The following is a 20,263-nucleotide window of genomic DNA, read 5'->3' on the forward strand; positions in this document are numbered from 1 at the left end:
TGTATTTTCAAGATATCGCCACATCACTGCGCGGCACGATCCAAACCTGATTCTGTAACTGCTCGGAAACACGAGAGAGTTTTTCGCCTCTGATGGGATGTTGAAAATCGGGGATCAATTCTGCCAGAGGCACGATCACGAAGGCGTATTTCCAAAAATCCAAATTGAGCGGCTGGCGATCAAAGAGGACGATGTCAAGGTCGATGGTACGCGGGGCGTTCTTATCTGCGTGGCGGACCCGCCCAAGTTTCGATTCGATCTGGCGGATAACCTGCTCCTTTAATTCAACAGGCTGCAACGGGTTGAGAAATAGAACGCACAAGTTCAAAAAGTTTGGGCCGTCTGAACCAACTGCTTCCGATTCCCAAATACTGGAGATGCCCTGCACCTGACCATATTCGCGAAGCATTTGAACTGCCTTTGGAATATTGGCCTCAGGCTCGATATTCGAGCCGATGCTCAGATAAACTTGATGAAGCTCAGTCATCGCGGCTGCGTTCGATCTCAACACCAACCGATTTCGCAAACCGCACCGCCCCGGGCTTTTCGACACTGACGATCGTTCTCCTGACCCCGTTTTCCTTTAAACATATTTCCGCAAGATCATTCGCCAATGCCTCCACTGTGAGCCTTGCAGCAGTTTCAGCATGAGTTTGGACCTTCTTGGCCAGGGCGCTGTAATCCACACAGTAGGCAATGTCATCGGTTTGCGCGGCGCGAGTGGTATCGCTGAATACAGTGACATTGATCAAAATATCCTGCGGTTTTTCGCGTTCCCAATCTCGAATTCCGATAATGCCGCGTACGAGTAAATCTTTAATAAATGTTTTATCCATGGGGTCTCCTGGTTTTTAATTCTTCGATCAAATCAAATGCCTGCCGCCATCTACATGGATGATCTCACCAGTGATATAGGCTGGGCCTGACAGCAAAAAGAGCAATGCATCTTCGACTTCGCCCGCTTCACTCCACCGTTTGGCTGGTACGCTTTCAACGATCTTTTCACTCGCCGACAAATTGTCCGCAGGATTGCCATCTGCGGGCGGAAGGATCGCGCCAAGCGCCAGTCCATTGACCGTGATGTGCGGTGCAAGCGCCACAGCCAGAGATTTTGTCATCGCGGCCAGCGCGGACTTGGTGATGGTGTATGGGAAATGGTCTGCACCGGGACGTAAAGCGCGCCAATCCAATATATTGACGATGCGTCCTTTTTCATTTTCGGGGATCTGTTTTGCAAATGCCTGGCTTAACAAAAATGGCGCGGTCAGGTTGATGGACAGATGACGTTCCCAATCTTCGAGCTTTGTTTCCTGAAACGAAAGTGGTTCAAAAATAGCGGCACTATTGATAAGGGCATATAGCGGACTAAATTCATTCGCACGGTAAATAAGCCGCGAAACTTCGTCAGCGTTGGAAAGGTCTGAGGGCAGTGACCAGGCTTGAGGTCCGAATGATTCGATTTCTTCTTTTAAATCCAAAGCTTCTTGAGCGGAATTCCCATGATGAATGATGACGTTCGCGCCTGCGCGTCCACATGCCAGCGCAAAGAGACGGCCAACTCGGCGGGCGCCGCCCGTGACCAATACGGTTTTCCCTTCCAGCGATTTTTTGAACATGCTCAAAATTGTATCATCGCAGACAGGAGTTGGTTTATTTGGACTGGGCCTGTCTGATTATTGACTTTCATTTTTGGTGGTGATAATATCGTTGTAAAGAGGGTGTCCACTATTTCTCTAAAAGAAAGGTGAAACTATGGCTAAAAATCAAGATGGAACCATTTACACCGGTGATATTGTTCGTGAGGAGTTCGACCCGACCCGTGAGTATACGGCTGAGAATCAGGAACTTGTTTTCTCTGATGAACAGCATGGGATCTGGGCCGACCTGTTTGCAGGGATCCATCAGCCTTACCTGCTGGAACACCTGTGTCATGAATACATCAAAGGGTTGGAATTGTTACAGCTTGACCCGCAGCGCATCCCCACTGTTACTCATCTTAATGAACGTATTACTCCACGTTCTGGCTGGCGCATCGAGCGGACTGCGGTGCGTTACACGCTTGCAGATGACTGGTATAAAAAATTCGCCCAGCGTATTTTTCTGATCACCGATTACCTGCGTACCCGCGACCAGATGGAGTTTACGCCTGAGCCCGATATGTTCCATGATATCTTCGGCCATCTGCCTTTCCTCACCCAGGAATTCTATGCGCGGATCGAGGATAAATTTGCCCCAGCCTATATGAAAGCGACAGAGGAGGAGCGGGAGGTCATCAAGCATCTGGCCTGGTATAGCACCGAGTTTGGGCTTGTGATGGAAGATAATCGTTTCAAGATATTTGGCGCGGGCATTATCTCCGGGCGAAGTGAATTTGCGAACACGGTAATGGAATTCTACCGACTCAGCCGTGACAATGTGATTGATTACAGTGGGAATGTGTTTGAACAGCTTCAGGAAAATTTCCACGCCCACAAAAAGGATGTTGACCGCATCACCGAAGGCATCAATGAGCTGCATCAAAAGGGACAGATGTCTTCGCACGATCAGGGCTGGAACGTGGTGCGGGCGCTGTACAACAAATTGGGAATCTCACGGGAAGGTTACTTTGGCGGCGAGGTCATCCTCGCTCCGTTCGAGATCGAAACCATCGCGCAAATCCCAAAGACGGTTTATGCTTTTAACCCGATGTTCTTCGTCTGTGAGAATTTTGAGAAAATGGATGCGCTGCTGGATTCGTATTTGAAGCCGATCGCGATGAGGAATTGAAGAAAGTAATATATGAATCATGCCCTTGAAACTTTCAAGGGCATGATTTTATGGATGAAGCGATTATTTTTTGCGCGGTATAAAATTACGCCCCGCCACCCATGCGCCGACGGCTGTGCCGAGGCAGGCAAGCAGGAAACTGACCAGAATCGCCATTTCAAATGTCCCATTTGCCAGAACGGTGAGGTAGGGCATTTGGTCGGTGGCGATGCTCTCGCGGAATGAAGCGGGGATGAAGGCACCCAGAATCAAGCCGAGAAATCCGCCGAAGGCCATGCCTCCATACGCCCCGAAGCTGACGCCGCCCGTGCGCCCGGCGACCCGCGCCGAGATCAGGCCAGTCAGGGAACCTGTCAACGCCCCGGCGATCAGCCCAACGATCCCAGTTAACTGAACACCGCTCCAGGTCAGGCTCAATGCGCCGGTGGCTGCGCCCAATATCAAGCCAAGGATGGCTCCAAGCCCCGTACCGAAAATCGCGCTCTTTACATATAACTCTCTGTCTGCCATCACGAAGTCTCTTTTCTTGAAATATGATTAATGAGACAAGTATATTTTCATTGACTCTCATCTGCAAGAGCAAACCAGAAGTTCCTGTTGAGAGATGGGTAAATCATTCCAATGAAAAACCCGTGTCGTTTTTTTGACAGGTTTGGAATAAAATTGGGCATTATTCCCGGGAAACATCCAACGCATAAGGAGTCAATTCATGGCTGAGCCGCTGTATTTTCAATGGCAGAACGATGTTTTGTGCAAGACCATTTATCCCATGCGCGAACCGAAACTGCGCGATTTTCTGGTCTATTACATGGAGATCGACCTGTGGAAGCAGTACAAGGACAAGGATATCTCCACGCTCAAAACCGAAGTGGATGCATACGTCAAAGCGCAGGAACTGGCTGCGATCGTTGCTTATAAGGCCTACTCATCCCTGCGCGGATATTTTCAACAGAAGGATGTGCGGGGATATTACCTAAAGTACCGACCCATCAACGAAGCCGAGTTGACCGAGATCAACAACTTCCACGCCATCTTTATCGAAGGCTGGCCCAAAGATATTCGCGGTGAAAGAAGTTTTGTGGAAGGCCAACTTCAATATTGGACAAATCATCGTAACATGCATCGCGAAGCGGTCAAATCCAAGAAGCGCCGCGTTGAAAACATGGACCCCGCCCACCCCAAACGGCCTGTTGAGATCGAGGAGCTTGCCGTCATGGAAAAGGTGACCCTGCCGATGGCTGAGCAGGAGATCGAACAGGTGCGCGCTTTCCTCAAGACCTATGACAAGATCGAGGCGAGAAAACTCGCGTGGTACAAGCTCTCGAAGGCTGATCCAGCTTTCAGTACGTCAGAAGCGGAATTTTTAGTCCAGTACAAGCCTGAGAATCCAGTCACGGTCCGCGATATTGTCGTGTGGAAAGCCGAAGAGTACGAAGCTTCCCTCGAAAAGAAAAATCAATACGAACTGCTGGAGGAAATTTATCAGCGTTTCAAGAAGGAACCGAACCGTTATCCGCATTGGCTGCAATACATGGTCGTCCATTTTTCGGGGATGCGTTACGCCAGTGCGCACAATTCATGGGCCGACCCTAAATTGCTGTTGATGCGCCTGCGCGGATCCAATGCTGGAAGCGAGATTCGCAAACTGGATGACGCCGCCGTGGAAAAACTCTGCGCCGAAAAGATCGCAGCCTACGAAACTGGAACAGGGTCAAACATCCCAAAACTGGCTCGTGCCTCTGAAAAAGAATGGAAAGATAAGGTTGCCCTGCACATGCTGAGCGTGAAAGCCAGCGGACCCAAGACCCGCCGCAATGGGTTGACCGCTTTGCAGGCTGAAGAGTTGAATTACGAAATAAATTCAATGAGCACAGATGAGGCGCTTAAGAGTCTTGAAGCCATGAAATCCACCTTCCCTGCATGGGCCTGGAAGGAAATCGTCAAACTCACGCCGCTGCGCGTGAACCATGTCACCGACCCGAATTGGGAGAAATTGACGCCCGAAGAGGAAACCGCGCGTTATTCGCAAGCCTATAATGATATTCGCAATGTGCTGGATGCCTGGGAAAATTACGATTCGTCCGCATGGCGCGAAGAGCATGGACGTACTCACGAGTTGATCGTCAGCCGTGCCGTGTGTAACGAAACCGCCGAACACTGCCAGCACTTGCGCGGACATTTGCCCCCCGGCGGCCTGACCCCCAAGCCCAAATGGTATTTCAATAACGAAACCGAAGGCAAGTTGACCGGTGAGCCCCGTCCGTTTTATACCAAGCCCACTACCGCAGCGGACTATGTCCCCGGCGCGAGCATCCTTTGGCTGCGCTTTGTAGATAAAGAACCGAACGCCTGGCAGATTGCAAAAGAAGTGAAAACCAAATCAGGCGTGGGACTTCTGCCAAACATGGAAAAGAAAAAAGGTGACAAACCCGATTCCAAGGCCGCGACGACCCCGTGGGAATATCAAAAAGGTGAAACGGTCACCCGCTCGCGCACAGTTGTTGACCCCGCCACCAAGGCCAAGACTCAGCAGCACCAATGGCTGCGCTGGATCCACGAAGCGACCGTGGCCGAAGTCGCCGAAACCGCCGACGGGACGATGGTCATCACCTACGAAACCGCCCTGCCCGACGACGACAAAGGCACTTCTTCAGTCGGCACCTTCAAAATGCCGCTCTCCTGGCATCTCGACGATGGCCCCGAAGACACCTACAACCGCTCCTTCGTCGGCTTCGTGCCCGAGGGGCAGGTTCCGACCGAACACCTGAAGTCCATGCTTGATTGGAACAGGATCTTGAGGAAGAAGGTCGTGTAACTGGTCACTGAGGAATGAATAAGGCGTCTATAAGCAGTTATACGGAATATGGCCGTCTAAACACTAGTTAGGCGCGCGAGCAGTAGTAGTCAATGAAAATTAGCTAAGAGATCAATTAATGAAAACAATACTTGCTCTTCAAAGTGCAATTAGATTTGCTAACAGACTAAAGTTGCTTCGAAAACAGAGACAACAAGGAAAGATTGCTGGCGCAACACAAAAGCGACAGAGTTTATCAAAAGAACAGCGCAATCTTATCTTGAGCAAAACAGGAGGCAGGTGTCATATATGTGGCGGAAAGATAAAGAAGAGCGAAAATTGGCAAGCTGATCATGTGCTTGCACATGCTTATGGGGGCGAACATTCCGTTGAAAACTATTTAGCCGCCCATGCAATCTGCAATAATTATCGTTGGCATTATGGCTCTGAAGAATTTCAATGGATAATCAAGCTTGGCGTTTGGATAAGAACACTTATCGAAACGCGAGATAGCTTAGCTATGATTCTCGCAGAAAGATACATAAAGCATGAACGACATCGCATCACTCGCCAAAAACAGTAGAGTGAAATCAAAATAATGAATATCCTTACCAAGTAGTTGCAACTCAAATGACGATTTATTCCAGCCAATGAGATTTGGCACTCGGTGAAATGCGCCCAACAAAGCGCACCTGGATTGGCGGGTAGCGTGCGCGTTCTAAAGTAAAATGGCGCAAATTTCTGTTTTCGTTGGCAAATACATCCCTGCCCAACCCAGGTAACGCAAACCGTTGGGCTGCAATCGGGATGGCAAGAGTAACAGTTGATCGTTGAGTAAAAAATGATAAAGAAAAAAGACCTCGACCATATTTTGGCTTTACACAAAGCCCAGCCTGTTGGGTTTGGGTATATTGATATCATTGTAAAACAAGAAAATGTCCGTCAATTAATTGAAAACTTGGTTTCCAGCGGTATTCAGATTAGCACAATTACATGGTGGGAGTATGTGGATTCATTTCCCAAATCGTCAAAATATGGGATGGGCGGGCCAAAAAGTAATTTTTACGACGGCTGGTTCTCTGAATTATGCTTTGGAGAAGATGAAATAAATACAAACAAAAAAGATGATATCTTGAAGATTATCGAGAATAAAGAAATTCATTTTTCAGATGGTGAAGTTGTCAGATATAACGAGCAAGAATGTTTAACGCCAGCATTATGGCTGGAAGTTCCAGAGGAATGGAAAAATATACAGCAGTAGATCTAGTAGGTTTGCAGTCCAACACCGCGTGCACTGTACGCTGGGAATTCTGCGCGACTTCAAGCACTTCTCTGGCCTCGGTTTTTTTCTACTCCCAAGCAGAGTCCGCGCCCGTACTAACACCAGTCCACGGGCGCAAACCGTTGGGCCGCTGCGTAATTGCGAGGAAAGAAACGTCAACAGGAATATAGGATAGAGAATACTACGATGAAAATAGATGAAATCAAGCTACTGTATGGCTACAATGACTGGGCTGATGCGCGCATCCTGGCGGCCTGCGCCAGGGTGAGTCCAGAGCAGTACGCCGCCCCAACCTCCTACGGACACGGAGGGCTGCGCGCCACGATGGTTCACATACTGGACAACATCTGGCAGCAACGGATCACACTCCAGGGGTATTACCAAGAACCTTTGGCAAATGAAGCGGCCTATGATGCGACCGAGCTTCACGAAGACGCCTTTCCGACACTCGCCATGCTGCAAGAGCGCTGGCTGATCGAACAACGGGAGATGTGGGCTTATCTCGACACATTGACCGAGGAAATGCTGAACAGCACGATCCGCTATGTCATCCCTGGTGCGATCCGCAAGCGTGTCGTGTGGCACATCCTGCTGGATCTCACTATCCATGCCACGCAGCACCGCAGTGAGGCCGCCGCGCTGCTGACCGATTATGGTCAGTCGCCGGGTGACTTCGACTTTACCATGTTCCAGTCTGAGCGCGCTGAAGGAAAACCCTGATTTGTTTCAACTCTGGCATTAGAAATTATTTCGTCTCCATCCAAAAGTGACCCAACACAACGTGGACTGAGCGCTGGGGATTCTGCGGCACGCTTCGCGTCGAGCATTTTCTGCTCTCAAGCAGAGTCCACGCACGAAAACCGTTGGGCTGTTTCTTTATAATAAGGCAAACTATTATGAAAATACTCATGGACGGTAACGGGTTACAAACACGAATCCATGTGCAGAACGAAAGACGTCTTCAGACCTTTCTTGCACAACTTGAAGATATTCCATTTTGTGTCGTCGACTTTTCTCCTGAACTGCCATTGGCTAAAAGCCTGCTAAATAATTATGATGTATTAGTGATCACAACACGGCATGGAGAAGAATACTCCTATTCAATCGAAGAGATTACAGCTATTACTGATTTTGTGCGTCAAGGAGGCGGGCTTCTGCTCATGTCCAATCATGGTGACTTGCCAGGACATAATATAAATGACATGACCAAGCAGGATGCCGTTCTTGCTCGTCAGTTCGGTATTGAAATCGAAAACTCATGGTTTGCAAATTCGAAATCAGGTGTCCTTTCCGAATTTTCCGCATCAGATTTGTTGGTCACGCATCCAATTATCTGCGGCGGTTTGGGAGAAGAACCAATTCGTTCAATTGTCACGAATAACTGTTGTAGTCTCGTTTCTGCAGACGCTGTCCCAATTATCAATTTGCCGAGCCAAATGATTGACCACCGGAATGGACTTCCCGCTCATGGAAGAAATTTTGCCATGGCATTGGATGCCGAAGCAAATAGCGCCCTGGACAGAATGGGGCGGGTGGTTGTCGTCGCAGATTCAGGATTTATTGGAACGGAAGGCACTACGAATCCAGGACCAGGGTTAATCGAGAAAGGTGATAATCGTCGTTTCGTGCAAAACGTAATTCGTTGGCTGGGACGCGAGATTGATTGACGATTAGATTGATAAAGATGTGATCCTTCCTTTTGCCATCGGCACAATCTTCTTGCAAAAACTATCGCCCCACAAAGCGGGGACCTGATGCTGGGAATTCGCGTCGAGCATTTTCTGCTCCAAGCAGAGTCTGCGAACGTAAGTCATTAGCCTGCTTATACCATTGGGGATAAGATCGATGTGAATCACAAGAAGTTCTACCAATAAATGTTTATTTAGGCACGGCTATCGCTAGCGCGCCGAATGACAGCTTGTAAAGAGAGTTATTAAATAGTCACTTAAGCATGAAACACCTCCCCTGGGTGGCGGAGAACAATACTCCCCGGTTGCGGGATACAGATGAAGGACATTCAATATATGATAAGTATCTGTATTAAGGTGTGGGGAATTTAAAAGCACCGCCCATATAAAAATCAAAATTTCAGCTTTCCTGTCACCGGAGGTTTTTAGTATGAAGAAAAGATCGAATGTGCTCACTCTCGTAGTGAGTTTGGTATTGGTTGTGGTCGTTATCGCAGGCTTTTCAATGTTCGGGGGTCCGGCATCCCTGCCGCCCAGCAGCGGCTATGGACCCAATCCTGAGCTTCCAGAGCCGAATCAACGGCTGATTCCGGTGGTGAATCCGCCCAATGCCATCGGTTGGGCAGATGGTGAGAAACCAGTAGCAGCTGAAGGCATGGAAGTGACCGCATTTGCCAGTGGGTTGGATCATCCGCGCTGGCTGTATGTCCTTCCGAATGGAGATGTGCTCGTTGCTGAATCCAATGCTCCTGCAGATCGCCCAGACGATGCAAAAGGAATCAAGGGGTGGTTCTTCAAGTTCTTTAAGAAGAAATCAGGCGGCGGCGTGCCCAGTGCGGATCGTATTACACTCCTGCGGGATGCGGACGGAGATGGTGTTGCAGAGACAAAATCTGTATTCATCGATGGCCTGACCTCACCGTTCGGGATGGTTTTAGTGGGAGATACCTTCTATGTAGCGAATACCGATGCAGTCGTGTCCTTTCCCTATTCAGAAGGAGAGACGGAGATCACTGCCGAGCCCACAAAAATAACAGACTTGCCAGCAGGCACGATCAATCATCATTGGACCAAAGGCCTGGTGGCCAGTACAGATGGAACGAAGTTATATGTTTCCGTTGGCTCGAATAGCAACGCCGCAGAGAACGGATTTGAAGCAGAAACGGAACGCGCTGCGATCTGGGAAGTGGACCTTGCAACAGGCAGTCACCGCATTTTTGCTTCGGGGCTGCGAAACCCTGTGGGGATGGCATGGGATGCAGAGTCTGGAGCATTATGGGTGGTAGTGAATGAACGCGATGAGTTGGGAAATGACCTGGTGCCAGATTATATGACCTCAGTACAGGATGGCGGCTTTTATGGCTGGCCTTTCAGCTATTATGGCGATCATGTGGACGCGCGCGTTTCACCGCCGAATCCCGAGCTGGTGGCATCGGCACTTGTGCCTGATTATGCGTTGGGATCTCATACTGCTTCATTAGGGCTTACCTCTGCAGACGGAAACACATTGCCTCTTCAATTTGAGAACGGAATGTTTATTGGGCAGCATGGCTCGTGGAATCGTCAGCAGCCCAACGGCTATCAGGTGATCTTCGTGCCGTTCACAGCAGGCATGCCGTCAGGTGACCCATTGCTTGTTCTAAATGGGTTCCTCAAAGAAAATGGTGATGCCATGGGGCGGCCCGTGGGCGTTGCAATTGACGCGCTCGGCGCACTTCTGGTGGCAGACGATGTGGGGAATGTGATCTGGAGAGTGGCAACAGCGCCATAAAGGCAGAAATAAATGTGATTTTCAAAAAGAGACGCACGATCTCCGTGTGTCTCTTTTTGGATTACCCAATTAATGGTTCCCTAGGTTTCAGGTTATTAATATACGATTCTAAACTTTTTCTCCTGTGTTTAGTATCTACATGATGACAAAGAGCAATTCTGAATAGATGAAATGTTTATTTCATAAAACTGCCCGACAAAGCATGGACTAGACCCTTCGACAAGCTCAGTTCAGGCGCGGGGATGCTGGCTTTTTTGTGCTCCCGAGCAGAGTCCGCGAACGCAAACCATTAACCTGGGGGAATAAAACCTGATCTGTTCCCTCCATTCTGCAACTTTTTCCCACCGACTCCTGTATTAAACTCTAGCCATGACTATGCCCACCGACCGCGACCTGATTCTGCAAACCCGTCGCGGTGACGCCGACAGTCGGGCGGCATTCGGCGAGCTTGTCACACGCTACCAGACGAGCGTGTTCAACGTCTGCTACCGTATTTTGCACGAGCGCGGCGAAGCCGAAGACCTTGCACAGGAGACCTTTATCCGCGCCTACGACCGCATCCACACTTTTGATATTGAGCGTGAATTCGGCCCGTGGATTCGACGCGTGGCGGCCAATCTGTGTTTGAATGCCATCGAGGCAAGCAAAGACACAGCCGAGTTGGACGATGAACGGGACGCTGATTCTGCCCAATTGCCTGAAGCAGTCTACGAGGTCCGCGAAAGAAGCGAGACCATCCGCAGTGCCCTCGCATCACTGCCCGCGCATTATCGCGTTGTCGTCGAATTGCGTCATTTTCAAGAACTGTCCTACGAAGAAATTGCCGCAGAATTGAAAATCCCATTGAGCGATGTGAAGAGCCATCTCTTCCGCGCCCGCAAAATTTTGGCGGAGAAACTCCATGCATCTCACTGACGAGCAACTCAACGAATATCTTGACAACGAAACCAACGAGCGCGTGCAGATCGAAACGCATCTATCTTCATGCGGCGAATGCGCGGCGCGACTTTCCACGCTTCAGGCATTGTTCACCGAATTGGATTCCCTGCCCGAAGTGGCATTGACCAAATCCCTCGCCGCGCCGTTCCTGACGACCCGAAGCCTGCCAGCCCCGCTGCCAAAATTCCTCACGCTGACAGTGATCCTGCAGGCCGCCTTCGCGTTGACCGCCATCATCATTGCCGTGCCGTTCGTCGCAAACCTGCTGCCTGCCATCGAAATATCTTCCCTCATGGAAGGAATCACCCAATTGCAATCGCAATGGATAAATCTGCTCGACCAACTTTCAACCTTCAACTTGCAGCCTTCCAACCTTCCAACCTTCAACCTTCAACCTTCCAACTTCCAACTTCCGCCCCTTGAAATTTCGAGTCTGTTGATGGCGCTTGCGGGTGTATCTGTGCTGTGGATTTTGGGCAACGGTGTGTTTTTGAGAAACCAAAGGTAGGGATACAGCGTTGCTGTGTCCGTGAAAATAGTAGTTCAACAAGGAGAATTCATGAACGAGTTCCTGCAAATTATTGTCATCATCCTGCTGCTTACCATTCCCCTCGCTGCGTATTTTCTTGTCCTCGCCGCGTTATTTCCGAATCGCGCCGCCAAAACCCAGCGTGTACTCACTGCCATGCCTGGGCGTTCATTTGGCGTGGGAGTGATCAACTTTTTGTTTTTTGGGTTGATCGCGTTGGTTCTTTTTTCCATTGCTGAAAATGCGGGCAGTGTTGTAAAAACCATTCTGATGATTCCCGCATTGGTGATCCTTGCCGCGCTTACGATCGCATTGAGCTTCGGTCTGACGGGCATGGTCAACCAACTGGGCGAACGCATCTTCTCCGAATATCCCGCCTGGAAACGAACTGCATGGGGGACAGTGATTTTATCCCTCGCCTGTCTCCTGCCTGTGATCGGCTGGTTCCTGCTTTTTCCGTATGCGGGTTTTGTTGGCATTGGTGCATTCATTTTGGGATTATTCCAGCGCGAAATTAAGTACGAAGTATCTTTTTTTCTTCACACCGCAGAGACGCGGAGTTCGCAGAGAAAATTCTGCGCGCTCCGCGTCTCATTTTTGGGTGCGTCGCACCACCTTGAACAAGATGGGTCCAACCCGTTGGATTTCCCTTATTTAGTGAAACAATCCACCCGTCTGGTGCGACGCACTTTCACTCACTCACTATTCTTTCCCCTGCAACTTTTCCCAACCCAGCCCTGTACAACCTATAACTCTCCATACATGAAAGGAACTTCCCCATGGCCGACATATCCGCCATCTTCTTCGTCTTGTTGATTCTAGGCATTGCCTTCCCCGCCATGCTCACCGCGTGGTGGCTGTTGTTCCCATCGATCATTTCCCGCGCCCAAACCCGCGTGGATAAGACTCCCTGGGGTACATTCTGGATGGGACTCGTCATCGTGGTTGCGGTCAGCATTCCCGTCGTCATTTTGCTTGCGCTTCCCTTTGGCCCCGCCAAATTCATTGGTTGGCTGTTGCTTGCGGCGGCGCTGGCATTTTCATCCATCGGCTCGGCGGGCATCGCCGCTCATTTGGGCGCGCGCCTCACCAGTCACAGCGGACTTTCGCCGTTGAATGCATTCGTGCGCGGTTCCGTCATCCTTGAGCTGGTGGCCTTCTTCCCTGTGTTGGGTTGGTTCTTCATCTGGCCTATTGCGCTCATCATGGCCTTCGGTGCTACAGGCTTCGCATTCTTGAATTGGATGCCGCGTGAGAAAACCGTCCACGTGCCTGACCCTGTTCCTTCGCACGCATAAATTTACCGCGAAAATTCTGTCTTCTTTACATCCCATCCACTTTCCACTCACTACTTTCTATTCACTGATACCTGACCACTGATTCCCATGACCCTTTCTCGTAGAGACTTCCTCAAACTTGCCTCCCTCGTTTCTGCCAGCGCAGCGCTTTCCTCGTGCGCGCCTGTGTATCGCAGGATCGCGGGCGACCTTCCCACCCTGCCGTGGGCTGCACTTGGCGCAGGCGATTTCCTCGCCCTCAACCGACTCACCTTCGGTCCGCGTGTGGAGGAGCGTGCTCGTTTCAGTGAGATCGGTTTGCAAAACTACATCGAAGAACAGCTCGATTTCGAATCCATCAACGACTTCGATTGCGATTTGCAATTGATGCCCTTCAAAACCATCCGAATGGATGCCAATGAGATCGAAGGCGTCAGCAATCAACTCTTCGACGGCTATGATCGTGAACGGGCTCCGCAGGAACTTCGTCAGGCCACATTGCTTCGTCAGATGTACAGCAAACGCCAATTGTATGAAGTGATGACCGAGTTCTGGAGCGACCATTTCAACATCTTCATGGATAAGGAAAAAGAATTCTTCCTTAAATCCGTGGATGACCGCGAAGTAATTCGCAAACATGCACTTGGTAACTTCCGCGATCTGGTTTGGGCCTCGGCACATTCGCCCGCCATGCTGGTCTATCTTGATAATCAGGCCAACGAGCAGAGTCACCCCAACGAAAATTACGCGCGCGAGTTGATGGAACTTCACACCCTCGGCGTGGATGGCGGTTACTCCCAGCAGGATGTGATGGAACTTGCGCGTTGCCTCACTGGTTGGAAAGTGAAGGAGCATTTCTGGCTGGGCGAGTTCACCTTCGACAAGAATCTCCATGACACAGGGACGAAAAATGTTCTGGGTCTTTCGATCCAACCCTCGGGTGTCGAAGAAGCGGAGCAAGTCATCGAAATGCTGGTGAAACATCCGAGCACGGCGCGATTCATTTCCACCAAACTCGCCCGTCGCTTCCTCGCCGATGACCCGCCGCAGGAGATCATCGAAAAAGCCGCGCAAACTTTTCTGGCCACAAAAGGCGATATCAAATCTGTGCTGCGAGTCATTTTGCTCGATGGCCTGCCGCTGGCGCAGCCCAAATACAAACGCCCCGTAAATTTTGTGTTGTCTGCAATGCGCATGTTGAATGTCGAAACCGATGCCGCCGCACTTCACGACTATCTCGTCCGCATGGGGCAGGTCGCGTTCAATTGGCCCACACCCGATGGCTATCCCGACCGAAGCGAACCGTGGCAGGGCAACCTCATGCCGCGCTGGCAATTCGCCTTCGCGCTGATCCGCAATGAGATCAACGACACAAAACATAATTTGCAAAGTTTATTGGATGTCGCTTCGAATGGCATTTTGCAAGACGATGTGGATTCAATTACATCCCTGTTATTAGGCACCCCTTTGGAGCGCGTCACCCGCGACGGGTTGATTGATACCGTCCGAGCGGCAGGCTCCACCGAAGAAGAGACTCTGCAAGTCATCACCGCCAGCATCATCGCCTCCCCCGCGTTTCAGTGGAGATGATATCTCATCATGTTGGAGATTGCTTCGGGTGAAAGAAAAGTCGAAAATTTTAGGAGTAAATAAATGCTTACCCAACTTCCCACCAAAACCTGGCTCCCTCGCCTCTCTTTTGCCCCCGTCAACACCGCCCCGCGTGGTGACACTCTGGTCGTTGTATTTCTCCGCGGCGCAGCAGACGTGTTGAATATGGTCGTTCCGCATGGCGAAGACGCTTATTATCAATTGCGCCCATCATTGGGAATTGCACGACCTGATGATTCGAAAACGAAAAAAGAAGAAAGGACAGTGGATTTGGATGGATTTTTTGGTTTTCATCCAAACCTGAGTCCCTTGCTCGAAGCATGGCAAAGCGAACAACTTGCCATTATCCACGCCTGCGGCGCACCTGATGAATCGCGCAGCCATTTCAAAGCAATGGAACTCATGGAGCGCGGCGTGGACGATGAACGCGGCCCCGCCTCAGGGTGGATTGGGCGTCACCTGGCTACACTGAATACAGGTAACACCTCTCCGTTGCGCGCGGTGGGAATGGGCACCCGCCCGCAGCGCAGTTTGAGTGGAACGGTTCCCGTCTCTGCATTGCGCTCCATCGCAGATTTTCACCTCGGCGGTGACCAGCGCGCCCTTCAACAAATGCGTGCTGCATTGAGCACGGTCTATCAAAATGACCTGATGGGTCAGGAGACCTTGTCCATCATGGATACATTGGAAAAGCTTGACCCCGCCAAGTATCAACCCTTCGGCGGGCTCAGGACGGCGTCTCCAATTACCTATCCCGACTCTGAATTCGGCCTCGCCCTCAAACAAACTGCCATGCTCATCAAAGCGGAAGTAGGTCTCGAAGTCTCGGCTATTGACCTTGGCGGCTGGGATACGCATTTCGCGCAGGGCTCATCCACTGGCCTCATGCCCAACCTGATGAAAGACCTCGCCGAAGGTCTCGCCGCCTTCCACGCCGATATGGCTGATCATCAAAATCAACTTACCACTGTCACCATGTCTGAGTTTGGGCGGCGCGCTTCTGAAAACGGCAGCCTCGGCACAGATCACGGTCACGGCAGCATGATGATGGTCTTGGGCGGTAACGTGGACGGCGGCAAAGTCCACGGGCAATGGCCGGGGCTGGAGGAAGGTCAACTCATTGGCCCAGGCGATCTGGCTGTCACCACCGATTACCGCGATGTGCTCTCCGAGGTTTTGACCAAACGCCTGAATAACCCCGCTACCAATGAAATTTTCCCCGAATACCAACCGAAGATGCCGAATGTGATTGTATGATTTTGAGGGCGGCCTTTATGGTCGCCCTTTTTTGTTTTACAATAGAGGAATGATAGCGAGGGAATATGACCGAACCAACCATTGCTCTGCAAGATAATAAAAAGAATTCCTTTTGGTCGCCGCTGGCGGTTTTCCTGTTGGGAACCCCGGCTGCTGCATTAAATTGGTGGCAAATGGGAAATAAACGCAAAGCCATTGTTTTCGTTTGTGTGACCATTTGCATGATGTTCTTCTTGAAATGGATCAAACCTTCTCAACTGGATTGGCAATATTATGGAAAGGGAGTGGTCTATAGCCTTTATTTTGCCAGGGTGTTAATTGGGTTGGTCTTTTCATTTGTGGTTATGAAAATAAACTGGCGGGATGTTGAGGAGTTTATTGGTGCTGGCAAACCTGTGTATAGAGTTGGTTCAAGTTTGGTTTTGGCTATTTGGCTTGGATTGGCACTGATTTGGATCCCCATAAACTTGGGAGCAGAGTATATGGGGAGATTCACAAGCTATTGCCATTTCCCGCGCCTGCTCGATATCGTGTATCGTTATCAGGTTTCGCAACGTACAGATCTGGATTCGATTCTCATGAGGCGAAGTGACTTTTCATGCGATTTGATATGGATGCATGAAACTAACGAAGACTCTTCCAGCTTATCTGAAAATGAAATGATCCAATCCTACAGACTGTCGGGTGTTTATGGCGAAAATGATTCTTTTCGGGTTTATCAGGATGTATTTTTTTATGAACAACCTGTTGGTCAGAAAGAGTTTGATGAGGCTATTTCCTGGAATGCGAATGCTGAAGATGCTGACCTTGGGATAGTTCTTCCCACAAACCAGCCGAAACCTGATTTTATGAAGATTTATTGCAGCCACAATTCTGTGACTAAGGAATGTTCTGTTTACATTGCACATGGCAGGACATTGGTGCATCTGAGGTTTTTGGGGATAATGCGTTCGATGAATATATTGTTTCCCCCGTTCTGTTGATAAGCCAGCGTATTCTTCAATTTGAAGATTGAAAGTAGGGACACAGCGCCGCTGTGTCCCTACTGCGTCCCTACATTTTTACCCGCCAAAATCCACAGTGATGTAATCTCCGTACGCGCCGTTTGAAAAATAAGCGTAGCCGACACCCATCTCGGTAGTGTTTGGGTTGAGGATCGCATCGCGGTGGATTTTGTCATTCATCCACCAACTCATCGCGGCTTCGGGTCCGCCGCCGCCGTAGATGATCTCTTCATAGAATTGGCCTGAATACCCCGCAGCCAGAGCCCGCCCGTACGAGGAAGAACCGTCTGAGCCTGTGTGGCTGATGCTGTTATTGCAGGCCATGTCGGCGGCGTGTCCTTGCGCGGCGGAAGATAGCTCAGCGTTGATCGTCAATTGTGGCAGGCCTGCGTTGGCCCGCTCCGCGTTGATCATGGATGCGATCTGATTCACGTAGCCAGCGTTCTGGCTGAAACTGCAATTCGCGCCACCGCCGTTATTCACGGGAGTGATTCCCACCGCCTGTGTTGGGTTGACTCCCGATGTGGTCGGGACAATGGCTCCGCTTCCCACGATGATCTTCACCCAAAATGTTTTTTCCGTGCCGATGGGCAGGGCATTTCCGTTTGCGTCGTTCAGGGTGAAATACCCTGTGAAGGTGCCGTTGGAAGCTGGGGCGGTCAACTCTACTGAGGCGTTGACTCTTTCCTTCGGAAGCGTATCAGGAATCGGCGCGGAGAGAGGCGCGTTCATTTTGTCGCCTGTTGAAAACTTGAGCGTGTATCCGAACCATGGGCAGGTTCCGTTGTTGATGAATTCCCAGGTCTTCGTGAATTTCTCGCCCGCTTTCACTTGCGTGTTGTCAGGGATGGTCACATCGCGCACGAGCACGGCGCTGTCTGTGCAGTTGGCGGGCGCAGTGACGGGGATGCGTGTCGGCGTGATGGTTGATTCGGGCACAGGCGTGAGCGTGGGCGGCACGTAGCCTGCCTGGGTGGGCATCAAAGTCGATGTTACGAAATCAGGTTGTGACGTGGGCTGTGCGTTGGAATCCACAGAAATGGAAACGCAGGAGGCGAGAAGCAAGGCAAGGAGAAGGATTATTTTTTTTGTCATGGTTTAAAACATCATCATCTGCCCCGTGGATTTTTCAACGGGGTCGCTGGCGATCTGTTCTTCGAAGGAGTCGCGCGTCAGAATCGGGACCTCGAGAATGGCACGCAACAAACGATATTTCACCACGCGACGGGTTTTCAATTGCGCGGCGAGGGCAGGGTCGCGTTGAAGCTTGTAGGCGGCAAGCGCGGCGCGTCCGCCGGGGATGACGAGGATCGTGTCTGGCGCGGTTGTTTCCAGCGCGCGCCCAAGCAATGCGGAGGCCATCACATAAAACGAGCGGACGGGTTTTCCATTTTCAAACCAGGTCAGGGTTTTATCATCGCGGCGTGTTTTGTATTCCAGCCGTTTGCCGATGGCTTCGATCAATGTAAAGATGTTGTTCAATTCATTTCGCCGCGCTGAAGATAGATCCTCCGCGCGAAGTTTCCATCCGCCTGATTCCTTTTCTGCGTATGAATTCAGAACGGCGTAGATCAATCCTTTTGAGGGCGTGAGCAATCCCGTAAAGCGCGGATTCAACTCATCCTCCACTTCAAGATAAATGGCGTGCTGATTCTTTTGCAGGAAGGTGACGATGGCCACCTCCACTTGATCTGAAAGCGATTCGTTCTGAGCGGAGCCGCTTCGTGGCGAAGTCGAAGAACCCCACATTCCTGTTTCCACATTTTCGCCCGTCGAATAATGGACGAAGCGTTCATCGTTTTTCAACGCTGACTCAAAAAGCGCGTTCGTTTTCCGCAAGGTCTCATCGAATTCATGCTCAGGCTGTTTGAGCGTGTTCGCTTCGGCCAGCGCGATCAACCCCGCCGTGTGGACGTGCAAGTAACTAGCGGGCTCTCCACGTGAAGCGAGATATTCCTGAATCGAATTTTGCAAAAGGGCCGCATCGGCTGTTTGCGGTTTTTCTTTTTTGCCGCTTTTCCAGGTCACTTGCACGGGGTCATGCTCGGTGCGCAAGGCTACATTCACCAGCGAAAACCCCGCAGCATTTGCCGCCGTAAACGCGGAAGTGAGAAACGACGGCTCAGGTTCGGGTAGCAATGCAAAAAACGGAATCCCATCGGGAAGCAGATCATTCAAATGATTGAAGGCCGAATGCAGCGCGGTCGCGTTCCACGCCCAGTCGTAGCGGCGGCGGCGCAGCGCAACCTTGTACGGCTCCACTGCTTCCTTGCCCCACAACCAACCCGCCCACAACGCAGAGAGAGTCCAAAAGGCCTGGTTGGGACGCGGCACTGAACCAATGACTGCCGAAATCGGAATCTCTTTTTTGACGAGTTGCGCAAGGTCTTTGAGACGGCCTTCGTAGATGCAGATGCCGCCGCTTTCAGGAATCTTTTTCGGCCACGCTTCACACGGGACCGTTGAACCTGTCTCTGACCAAAGAGTGAGTCCACGCTCGAGCGCCATCCACACATTGTGCTCGCGGAATTGACTCGGCGTGCTCAACTGCTTCGGCCGCGGACGTTCCGCAGGATGCGCCCAGATGGTATTGCCCGCATCGCAGGCGATGAGGACGAGTGCGGTCAATGCCCGTTTTCGCTCCGCGGATAGATTCAAACTGTCCAGGCGGTTGACGATGGTGGTGATCACATACAGCGGACGAGGCAAATAATATTGAATTGCTTCTTCCGCGTAGAAACGGTCTTCATCGTTCAACGCCACGACTTTTTCAAAGGCGCGTGTGCGGTGCAGTGCATCGGTTTCGGCGATCTTTTTTGCGCGTTCGATGTCTTCTTCGGTGGCGGGGTGTTCGCCTGAGTCACCACAGTGTTTGCATTCGTAAATGCGGGCGTAGGGAGCATCTTCGCCTTTGCGCCAGAGAAATGCGTTGGCGTAAATTTGCTGATTACATTTTTCGCATTTGGTGAGATACAACGATTGCAGATGACCCGCGAGTCTTTCGTCCCCTTTTTTGACGGCACCGAGGTCTGCCAGCGCGGCGATGAATTCCGATTCGGGCGGCGGGTTGGCGAACATTTCCAGCAGAAAACGCGTGATGGGGTTGTTCGCCGTGACCAGCACACGGGTTCCACTGCGCGCGGCTTCGAGGACGAGTCTCGGGGAGAATCCGAATGGGTCGAGCAACCAGGTACCGGGTCCGCTGTGAACCGCGCCGAAGGGCTGAGTCGAGAGCCAGGCAGAGATGACTCCCTCTTCAAGCGGGGGCAGAAAGCGCGAGAGCGGTCCCGGGTCGGCGGGTTTCATCCCTGGAATGTAAGGTTGAAAATCCATCTTGGGTTAAGT

20 protein-coding genes are annotated in these 20,263 nt (G+C 51.0%); 14 read left to right on the forward strand and 6 right to left on the reverse strand.

The features are described 5' to 3' along the window. Positions 1 to 7: 7 nt before the first annotated feature. The 3 genes from folK to IPI86_RS06875 are packed head-to-tail and all read right to left on the reverse strand — an operon-like array spanning position 8 to position 1,616. A complete protein-coding gene (gene folK / locus IPI86_RS06865) occupies positions 8 to 487 on the reverse strand; it encodes a 2-amino-4-hydroxy-6-hydroxymethyldihydropteridine diphosphokinase (RefSeq protein WP_345297250.1) in 480 nt (159 codons plus the stop codon). Next, on the reverse strand, positions 480 to 836 hold the full coding sequence (gene folB, locus IPI86_RS06870; protein WP_345297251.1) for a dihydroneopterin aldolase: 357 nt from the start codon (positions 834 to 836) through the stop codon (positions 480 to 482). The genes folK and folB overlap by 8 nt, the downstream gene beginning before the upstream one ends. A gap of 27 nt (positions 837 to 863) precedes the next feature. Then, complete coding sequence (locus IPI86_RS06875) at positions 864 to 1,616, reverse strand: SDR family oxidoreductase (RefSeq protein WP_345297252.1); 753 nt, start codon at positions 1,614 to 1,616, stop codon at positions 864 to 866. A 136-nt stretch (positions 1,617 to 1,752) separates the two neighbouring features. Between IPI86_RS06875 and IPI86_RS06880 the strand changes: the two genes are divergently transcribed. After that, positions 1,753 to 2,766 (forward strand): hypothetical protein, encoded by a 1,014-nt coding sequence (locus tag IPI86_RS06880; protein WP_345297253.1) that lies wholly within the window; start codon positions 1,753 to 1,755, stop codon positions 2,764 to 2,766. A gap of 63 nt (positions 2,767 to 2,829) precedes the next feature. On the opposite strand, the gene IPI86_RS06885 is transcribed toward IPI86_RS06880, so the two are convergent. Beyond that, positions 2,830 to 3,276, reverse strand: coding sequence for a hypothetical protein (locus IPI86_RS06885; RefSeq protein WP_345297254.1), 447 nt, complete (start codon positions 3,274 to 3,276; stop codon positions 2,830 to 2,832). 199 nt (positions 3,277 to 3,475) lie between these two features. On the opposite strand from IPI86_RS06885, the gene IPI86_RS06890 reads away from it, so the two are divergent. The 13 genes from IPI86_RS06890 to IPI86_RS06950 all read left to right on the forward strand — a co-directional run bounded on the left by IPI86_RS06890 (position 3,476) and on the right by IPI86_RS06950 (position 16,897). Further along, the gene (locus IPI86_RS06890) at positions 3,476 to 5,581 is read left to right on the forward strand and encodes a hypothetical protein (RefSeq protein ID WP_345297255.1); all 2,106 of its coding nucleotides are present in this window, start codon (positions 3,476 to 3,478) and stop codon (positions 5,579 to 5,581) included. A 118-nt stretch (positions 5,582 to 5,699) separates the two neighbouring features. Then, positions 5,700 to 6,143, forward strand: coding sequence for an HNH endonuclease (locus tag IPI86_RS06895; protein WP_345297256.1), 444 nt, complete (start codon positions 5,700 to 5,702; stop codon positions 6,141 to 6,143). Positions 6,144 to 6,401: 258 nt separating this feature from the next. Beyond that, positions 6,402 to 6,821 carry a hypothetical protein gene (locus tag IPI86_RS06900; RefSeq protein WP_345297257.1) on the forward strand — a complete coding sequence of 140 codons (420 nt, stop codon included), beginning with the start codon at positions 6,402 to 6,404 and terminating at the stop codon, positions 6,819 to 6,821. A gap of 207 nt (positions 6,822 to 7,028) precedes the next feature. Continuing rightward, on the forward strand, positions 7,029 to 7,562 hold the full coding sequence (locus tag IPI86_RS06905) for a DinB family protein (RefSeq protein ID WP_345297258.1): 534 nt from the start codon (positions 7,029 to 7,031) through the stop codon (positions 7,560 to 7,562). A gap of 176 nt (positions 7,563 to 7,738) precedes the next feature. Further along, on the forward strand, positions 7,739 to 8,509 hold the full coding sequence (locus IPI86_RS06910; protein ID WP_345297259.1) for a hypothetical protein: 771 nt from the start codon (positions 7,739 to 7,741) through the stop codon (positions 8,507 to 8,509). A gap of 526 nt (positions 8,510 to 9,035) precedes the next feature. Next, positions 9,036 to 10,301 (forward strand): sorbosone dehydrogenase family protein, encoded by a 1,266-nt coding sequence (locus tag IPI86_RS06915; protein WP_345297341.1) that lies wholly within the window; start codon positions 9,036 to 9,038, stop codon positions 10,299 to 10,301. Positions 10,302 to 10,670: 369 nt separating this feature from the next. Further along, a complete protein-coding gene (locus IPI86_RS06920; RefSeq protein ID WP_345297260.1) occupies positions 10,671 to 11,216 on the forward strand; it encodes a sigma-70 family RNA polymerase sigma factor in 546 nt (181 codons plus the stop codon). Then, positions 11,203 to 11,748 (forward strand): hypothetical protein, encoded by a 546-nt coding sequence (locus IPI86_RS06925; protein ID WP_345297261.1) that lies wholly within the window; start codon positions 11,203 to 11,205, stop codon positions 11,746 to 11,748. The genes IPI86_RS06920 and IPI86_RS06925 overlap by 14 nt, the downstream gene beginning before the upstream one ends. Before the next feature lie 51 nt (positions 11,749 to 11,799). Further along, entirely contained in the window at positions 11,800 to 12,585 is a 786-nt protein-coding gene (locus IPI86_RS06930) for a hypothetical protein (protein WP_345297262.1), read from the forward strand. Next, positions 12,549 to 13,067, forward strand: a complete 519-nt coding sequence (locus IPI86_RS06935) for a hypothetical protein (protein WP_345297263.1) — start codon at positions 12,549 to 12,551, stop codon at positions 13,065 to 13,067. The genes IPI86_RS06930 and IPI86_RS06935 overlap by 37 nt, the downstream gene beginning before the upstream one ends. An 87-nt stretch (positions 13,068 to 13,154) precedes the next feature. Then, a complete protein-coding gene (locus IPI86_RS06940; RefSeq protein ID WP_345297264.1) occupies positions 13,155 to 14,636 on the forward strand; it encodes a DUF1800 domain-containing protein in 1,482 nt (493 codons plus the stop codon). 63 nt (positions 14,637 to 14,699) lie between these two features. After that, positions 14,700 to 15,914: a DUF1501 domain-containing protein gene (locus tag IPI86_RS06945; protein WP_345297265.1), complete on the forward strand. Its 1,215-nt coding sequence runs from the start codon at positions 14,700 to 14,702 to the stop codon at positions 15,912 to 15,914. A 65-nt stretch (positions 15,915 to 15,979) separates the two neighbouring features. Further along, positions 15,980 to 16,897 carry a hypothetical protein gene (locus IPI86_RS06950; RefSeq protein ID WP_345297266.1) on the forward strand — a complete coding sequence of 306 codons (918 nt, stop codon included), beginning with the start codon at positions 15,980 to 15,982 and terminating at the stop codon, positions 16,895 to 16,897. Positions 16,898 to 16,975: 78 nt separating this feature from the next. Here IPI86_RS06950 and IPI86_RS06955 read toward each other — a convergent pair whose 3' ends face one another. Together IPI86_RS06955 and IPI86_RS06960 are read right to left on the reverse strand one after the other, a co-directional pair. Beyond that, complete coding sequence (locus IPI86_RS06955) at positions 16,976 to 18,013, reverse strand: CAP domain-containing protein (RefSeq protein ID WP_345297267.1); 1,038 nt, start codon at positions 18,011 to 18,013, stop codon at positions 16,976 to 16,978. Between the two features lie 3 nt (positions 18,014 to 18,016). After that, positions 18,017 to 20,251, reverse strand: coding sequence for a hypothetical protein (locus IPI86_RS06960; RefSeq protein WP_345297268.1), 2,235 nt, complete (start codon positions 20,249 to 20,251; stop codon positions 18,017 to 18,019). Positions 20,252 to 20,263 lie beyond the last annotated feature (12 nt).

The sequence above is a fragment of the Candidatus Villigracilis affinis genome (assembly GCF_016705895.1).
Taxonomy (GTDB): Bacteria; Chloroflexota; Anaerolineae; order Anaerolineales; family Villigracilaceae; genus Villigracilis; species Villigracilis affinis.

What these genes read in the sequence shown, in the direction of transcription:
- folK (WP_345297250.1), bottom strand. Translation starts at nt 487, where the DNA reads ATGACTGAGCTTCATCAAGTTTATCTGAGCATCGGCTCGAATATCGAG.
- folB (WP_345297251.1), bottom strand. Translation starts at nt 836, where the DNA reads ATGGATAAAACATTTATTAAAGATTTACTCGTACGCGGCATTATCGGA.
- IPI86_RS06875 (WP_345297252.1), bottom strand. Translation starts at nt 1,616, where the DNA reads ATGTTCAAAAAATCGCTGGAAGGGAAAACCGTATTGGTCACGGGCGGC.
- IPI86_RS06880 (WP_345297253.1), top strand. Translation starts at nt 1,753, where the DNA reads ATGGCTAAAAATCAAGATGGAACCATTTACACCGGTGATATTGTTCGT.
- IPI86_RS06885 (WP_345297254.1), bottom strand. Translation starts at nt 3,276, where the DNA reads ATGGCAGACAGAGAGTTATATGTAAAGAGCGCGATTTTCGGTACGGGG.
- IPI86_RS06890 (WP_345297255.1), top strand. Translation starts at nt 3,476, where the DNA reads ATGGCTGAGCCGCTGTATTTTCAATGGCAGAACGATGTTTTGTGCAAG.
- IPI86_RS06895 (WP_345297256.1), top strand. Translation starts at nt 5,700, where the DNA reads ATGAAAACAATACTTGCTCTTCAAAGTGCAATTAGATTTGCTAACAGA.
- IPI86_RS06900 (WP_345297257.1), top strand. Translation starts at nt 6,402, where the DNA reads ATGATAAAGAAAAAAGACCTCGACCATATTTTGGCTTTACACAAAGCC.
- IPI86_RS06905 (WP_345297258.1), top strand. Translation starts at nt 7,029, where the DNA reads ATGAAAATAGATGAAATCAAGCTACTGTATGGCTACAATGACTGGGCT.
- IPI86_RS06910 (WP_345297259.1), top strand. Translation starts at nt 7,739, where the DNA reads ATGAAAATACTCATGGACGGTAACGGGTTACAAACACGAATCCATGTG.
- IPI86_RS06915 (WP_345297341.1), top strand. Translation starts at nt 9,036, where the DNA reads ATGTTCGGGGGTCCGGCATCCCTGCCGCCCAGCAGCGGCTATGGACCC.
- IPI86_RS06920 (WP_345297260.1), top strand. Translation starts at nt 10,671, where the DNA reads ATGACTATGCCCACCGACCGCGACCTGATTCTGCAAACCCGTCGCGGT.
- IPI86_RS06925 (WP_345297261.1), top strand. Translation starts at nt 11,203, where the DNA reads ATGCATCTCACTGACGAGCAACTCAACGAATATCTTGACAACGAAACC.
- IPI86_RS06930 (WP_345297262.1), top strand. Translation starts at nt 11,800, where the DNA reads ATGAACGAGTTCCTGCAAATTATTGTCATCATCCTGCTGCTTACCATT.
- IPI86_RS06935 (WP_345297263.1), top strand. Translation starts at nt 12,549, where the DNA reads ATGGCCGACATATCCGCCATCTTCTTCGTCTTGTTGATTCTAGGCATT.
- IPI86_RS06940 (WP_345297264.1), top strand. Translation starts at nt 13,155, where the DNA reads ATGACCCTTTCTCGTAGAGACTTCCTCAAACTTGCCTCCCTCGTTTCT.
- IPI86_RS06945 (WP_345297265.1), top strand. Translation starts at nt 14,700, where the DNA reads ATGCTTACCCAACTTCCCACCAAAACCTGGCTCCCTCGCCTCTCTTTT.
- IPI86_RS06950 (WP_345297266.1), top strand. Translation starts at nt 15,980, where the DNA reads ATGACCGAACCAACCATTGCTCTGCAAGATAATAAAAAGAATTCCTTT.
- IPI86_RS06955 (WP_345297267.1), bottom strand. Translation starts at nt 18,013, where the DNA reads ATGACAAAAAAAATAATCCTTCTCCTTGCCTTGCTTCTCGCCTCCTGC.
- IPI86_RS06960 (WP_345297268.1), bottom strand. Translation starts at nt 20,251, where the DNA reads ATGGATTTTCAACCTTACATTCCAGGGATGAAACCCGCCGACCCGGGA.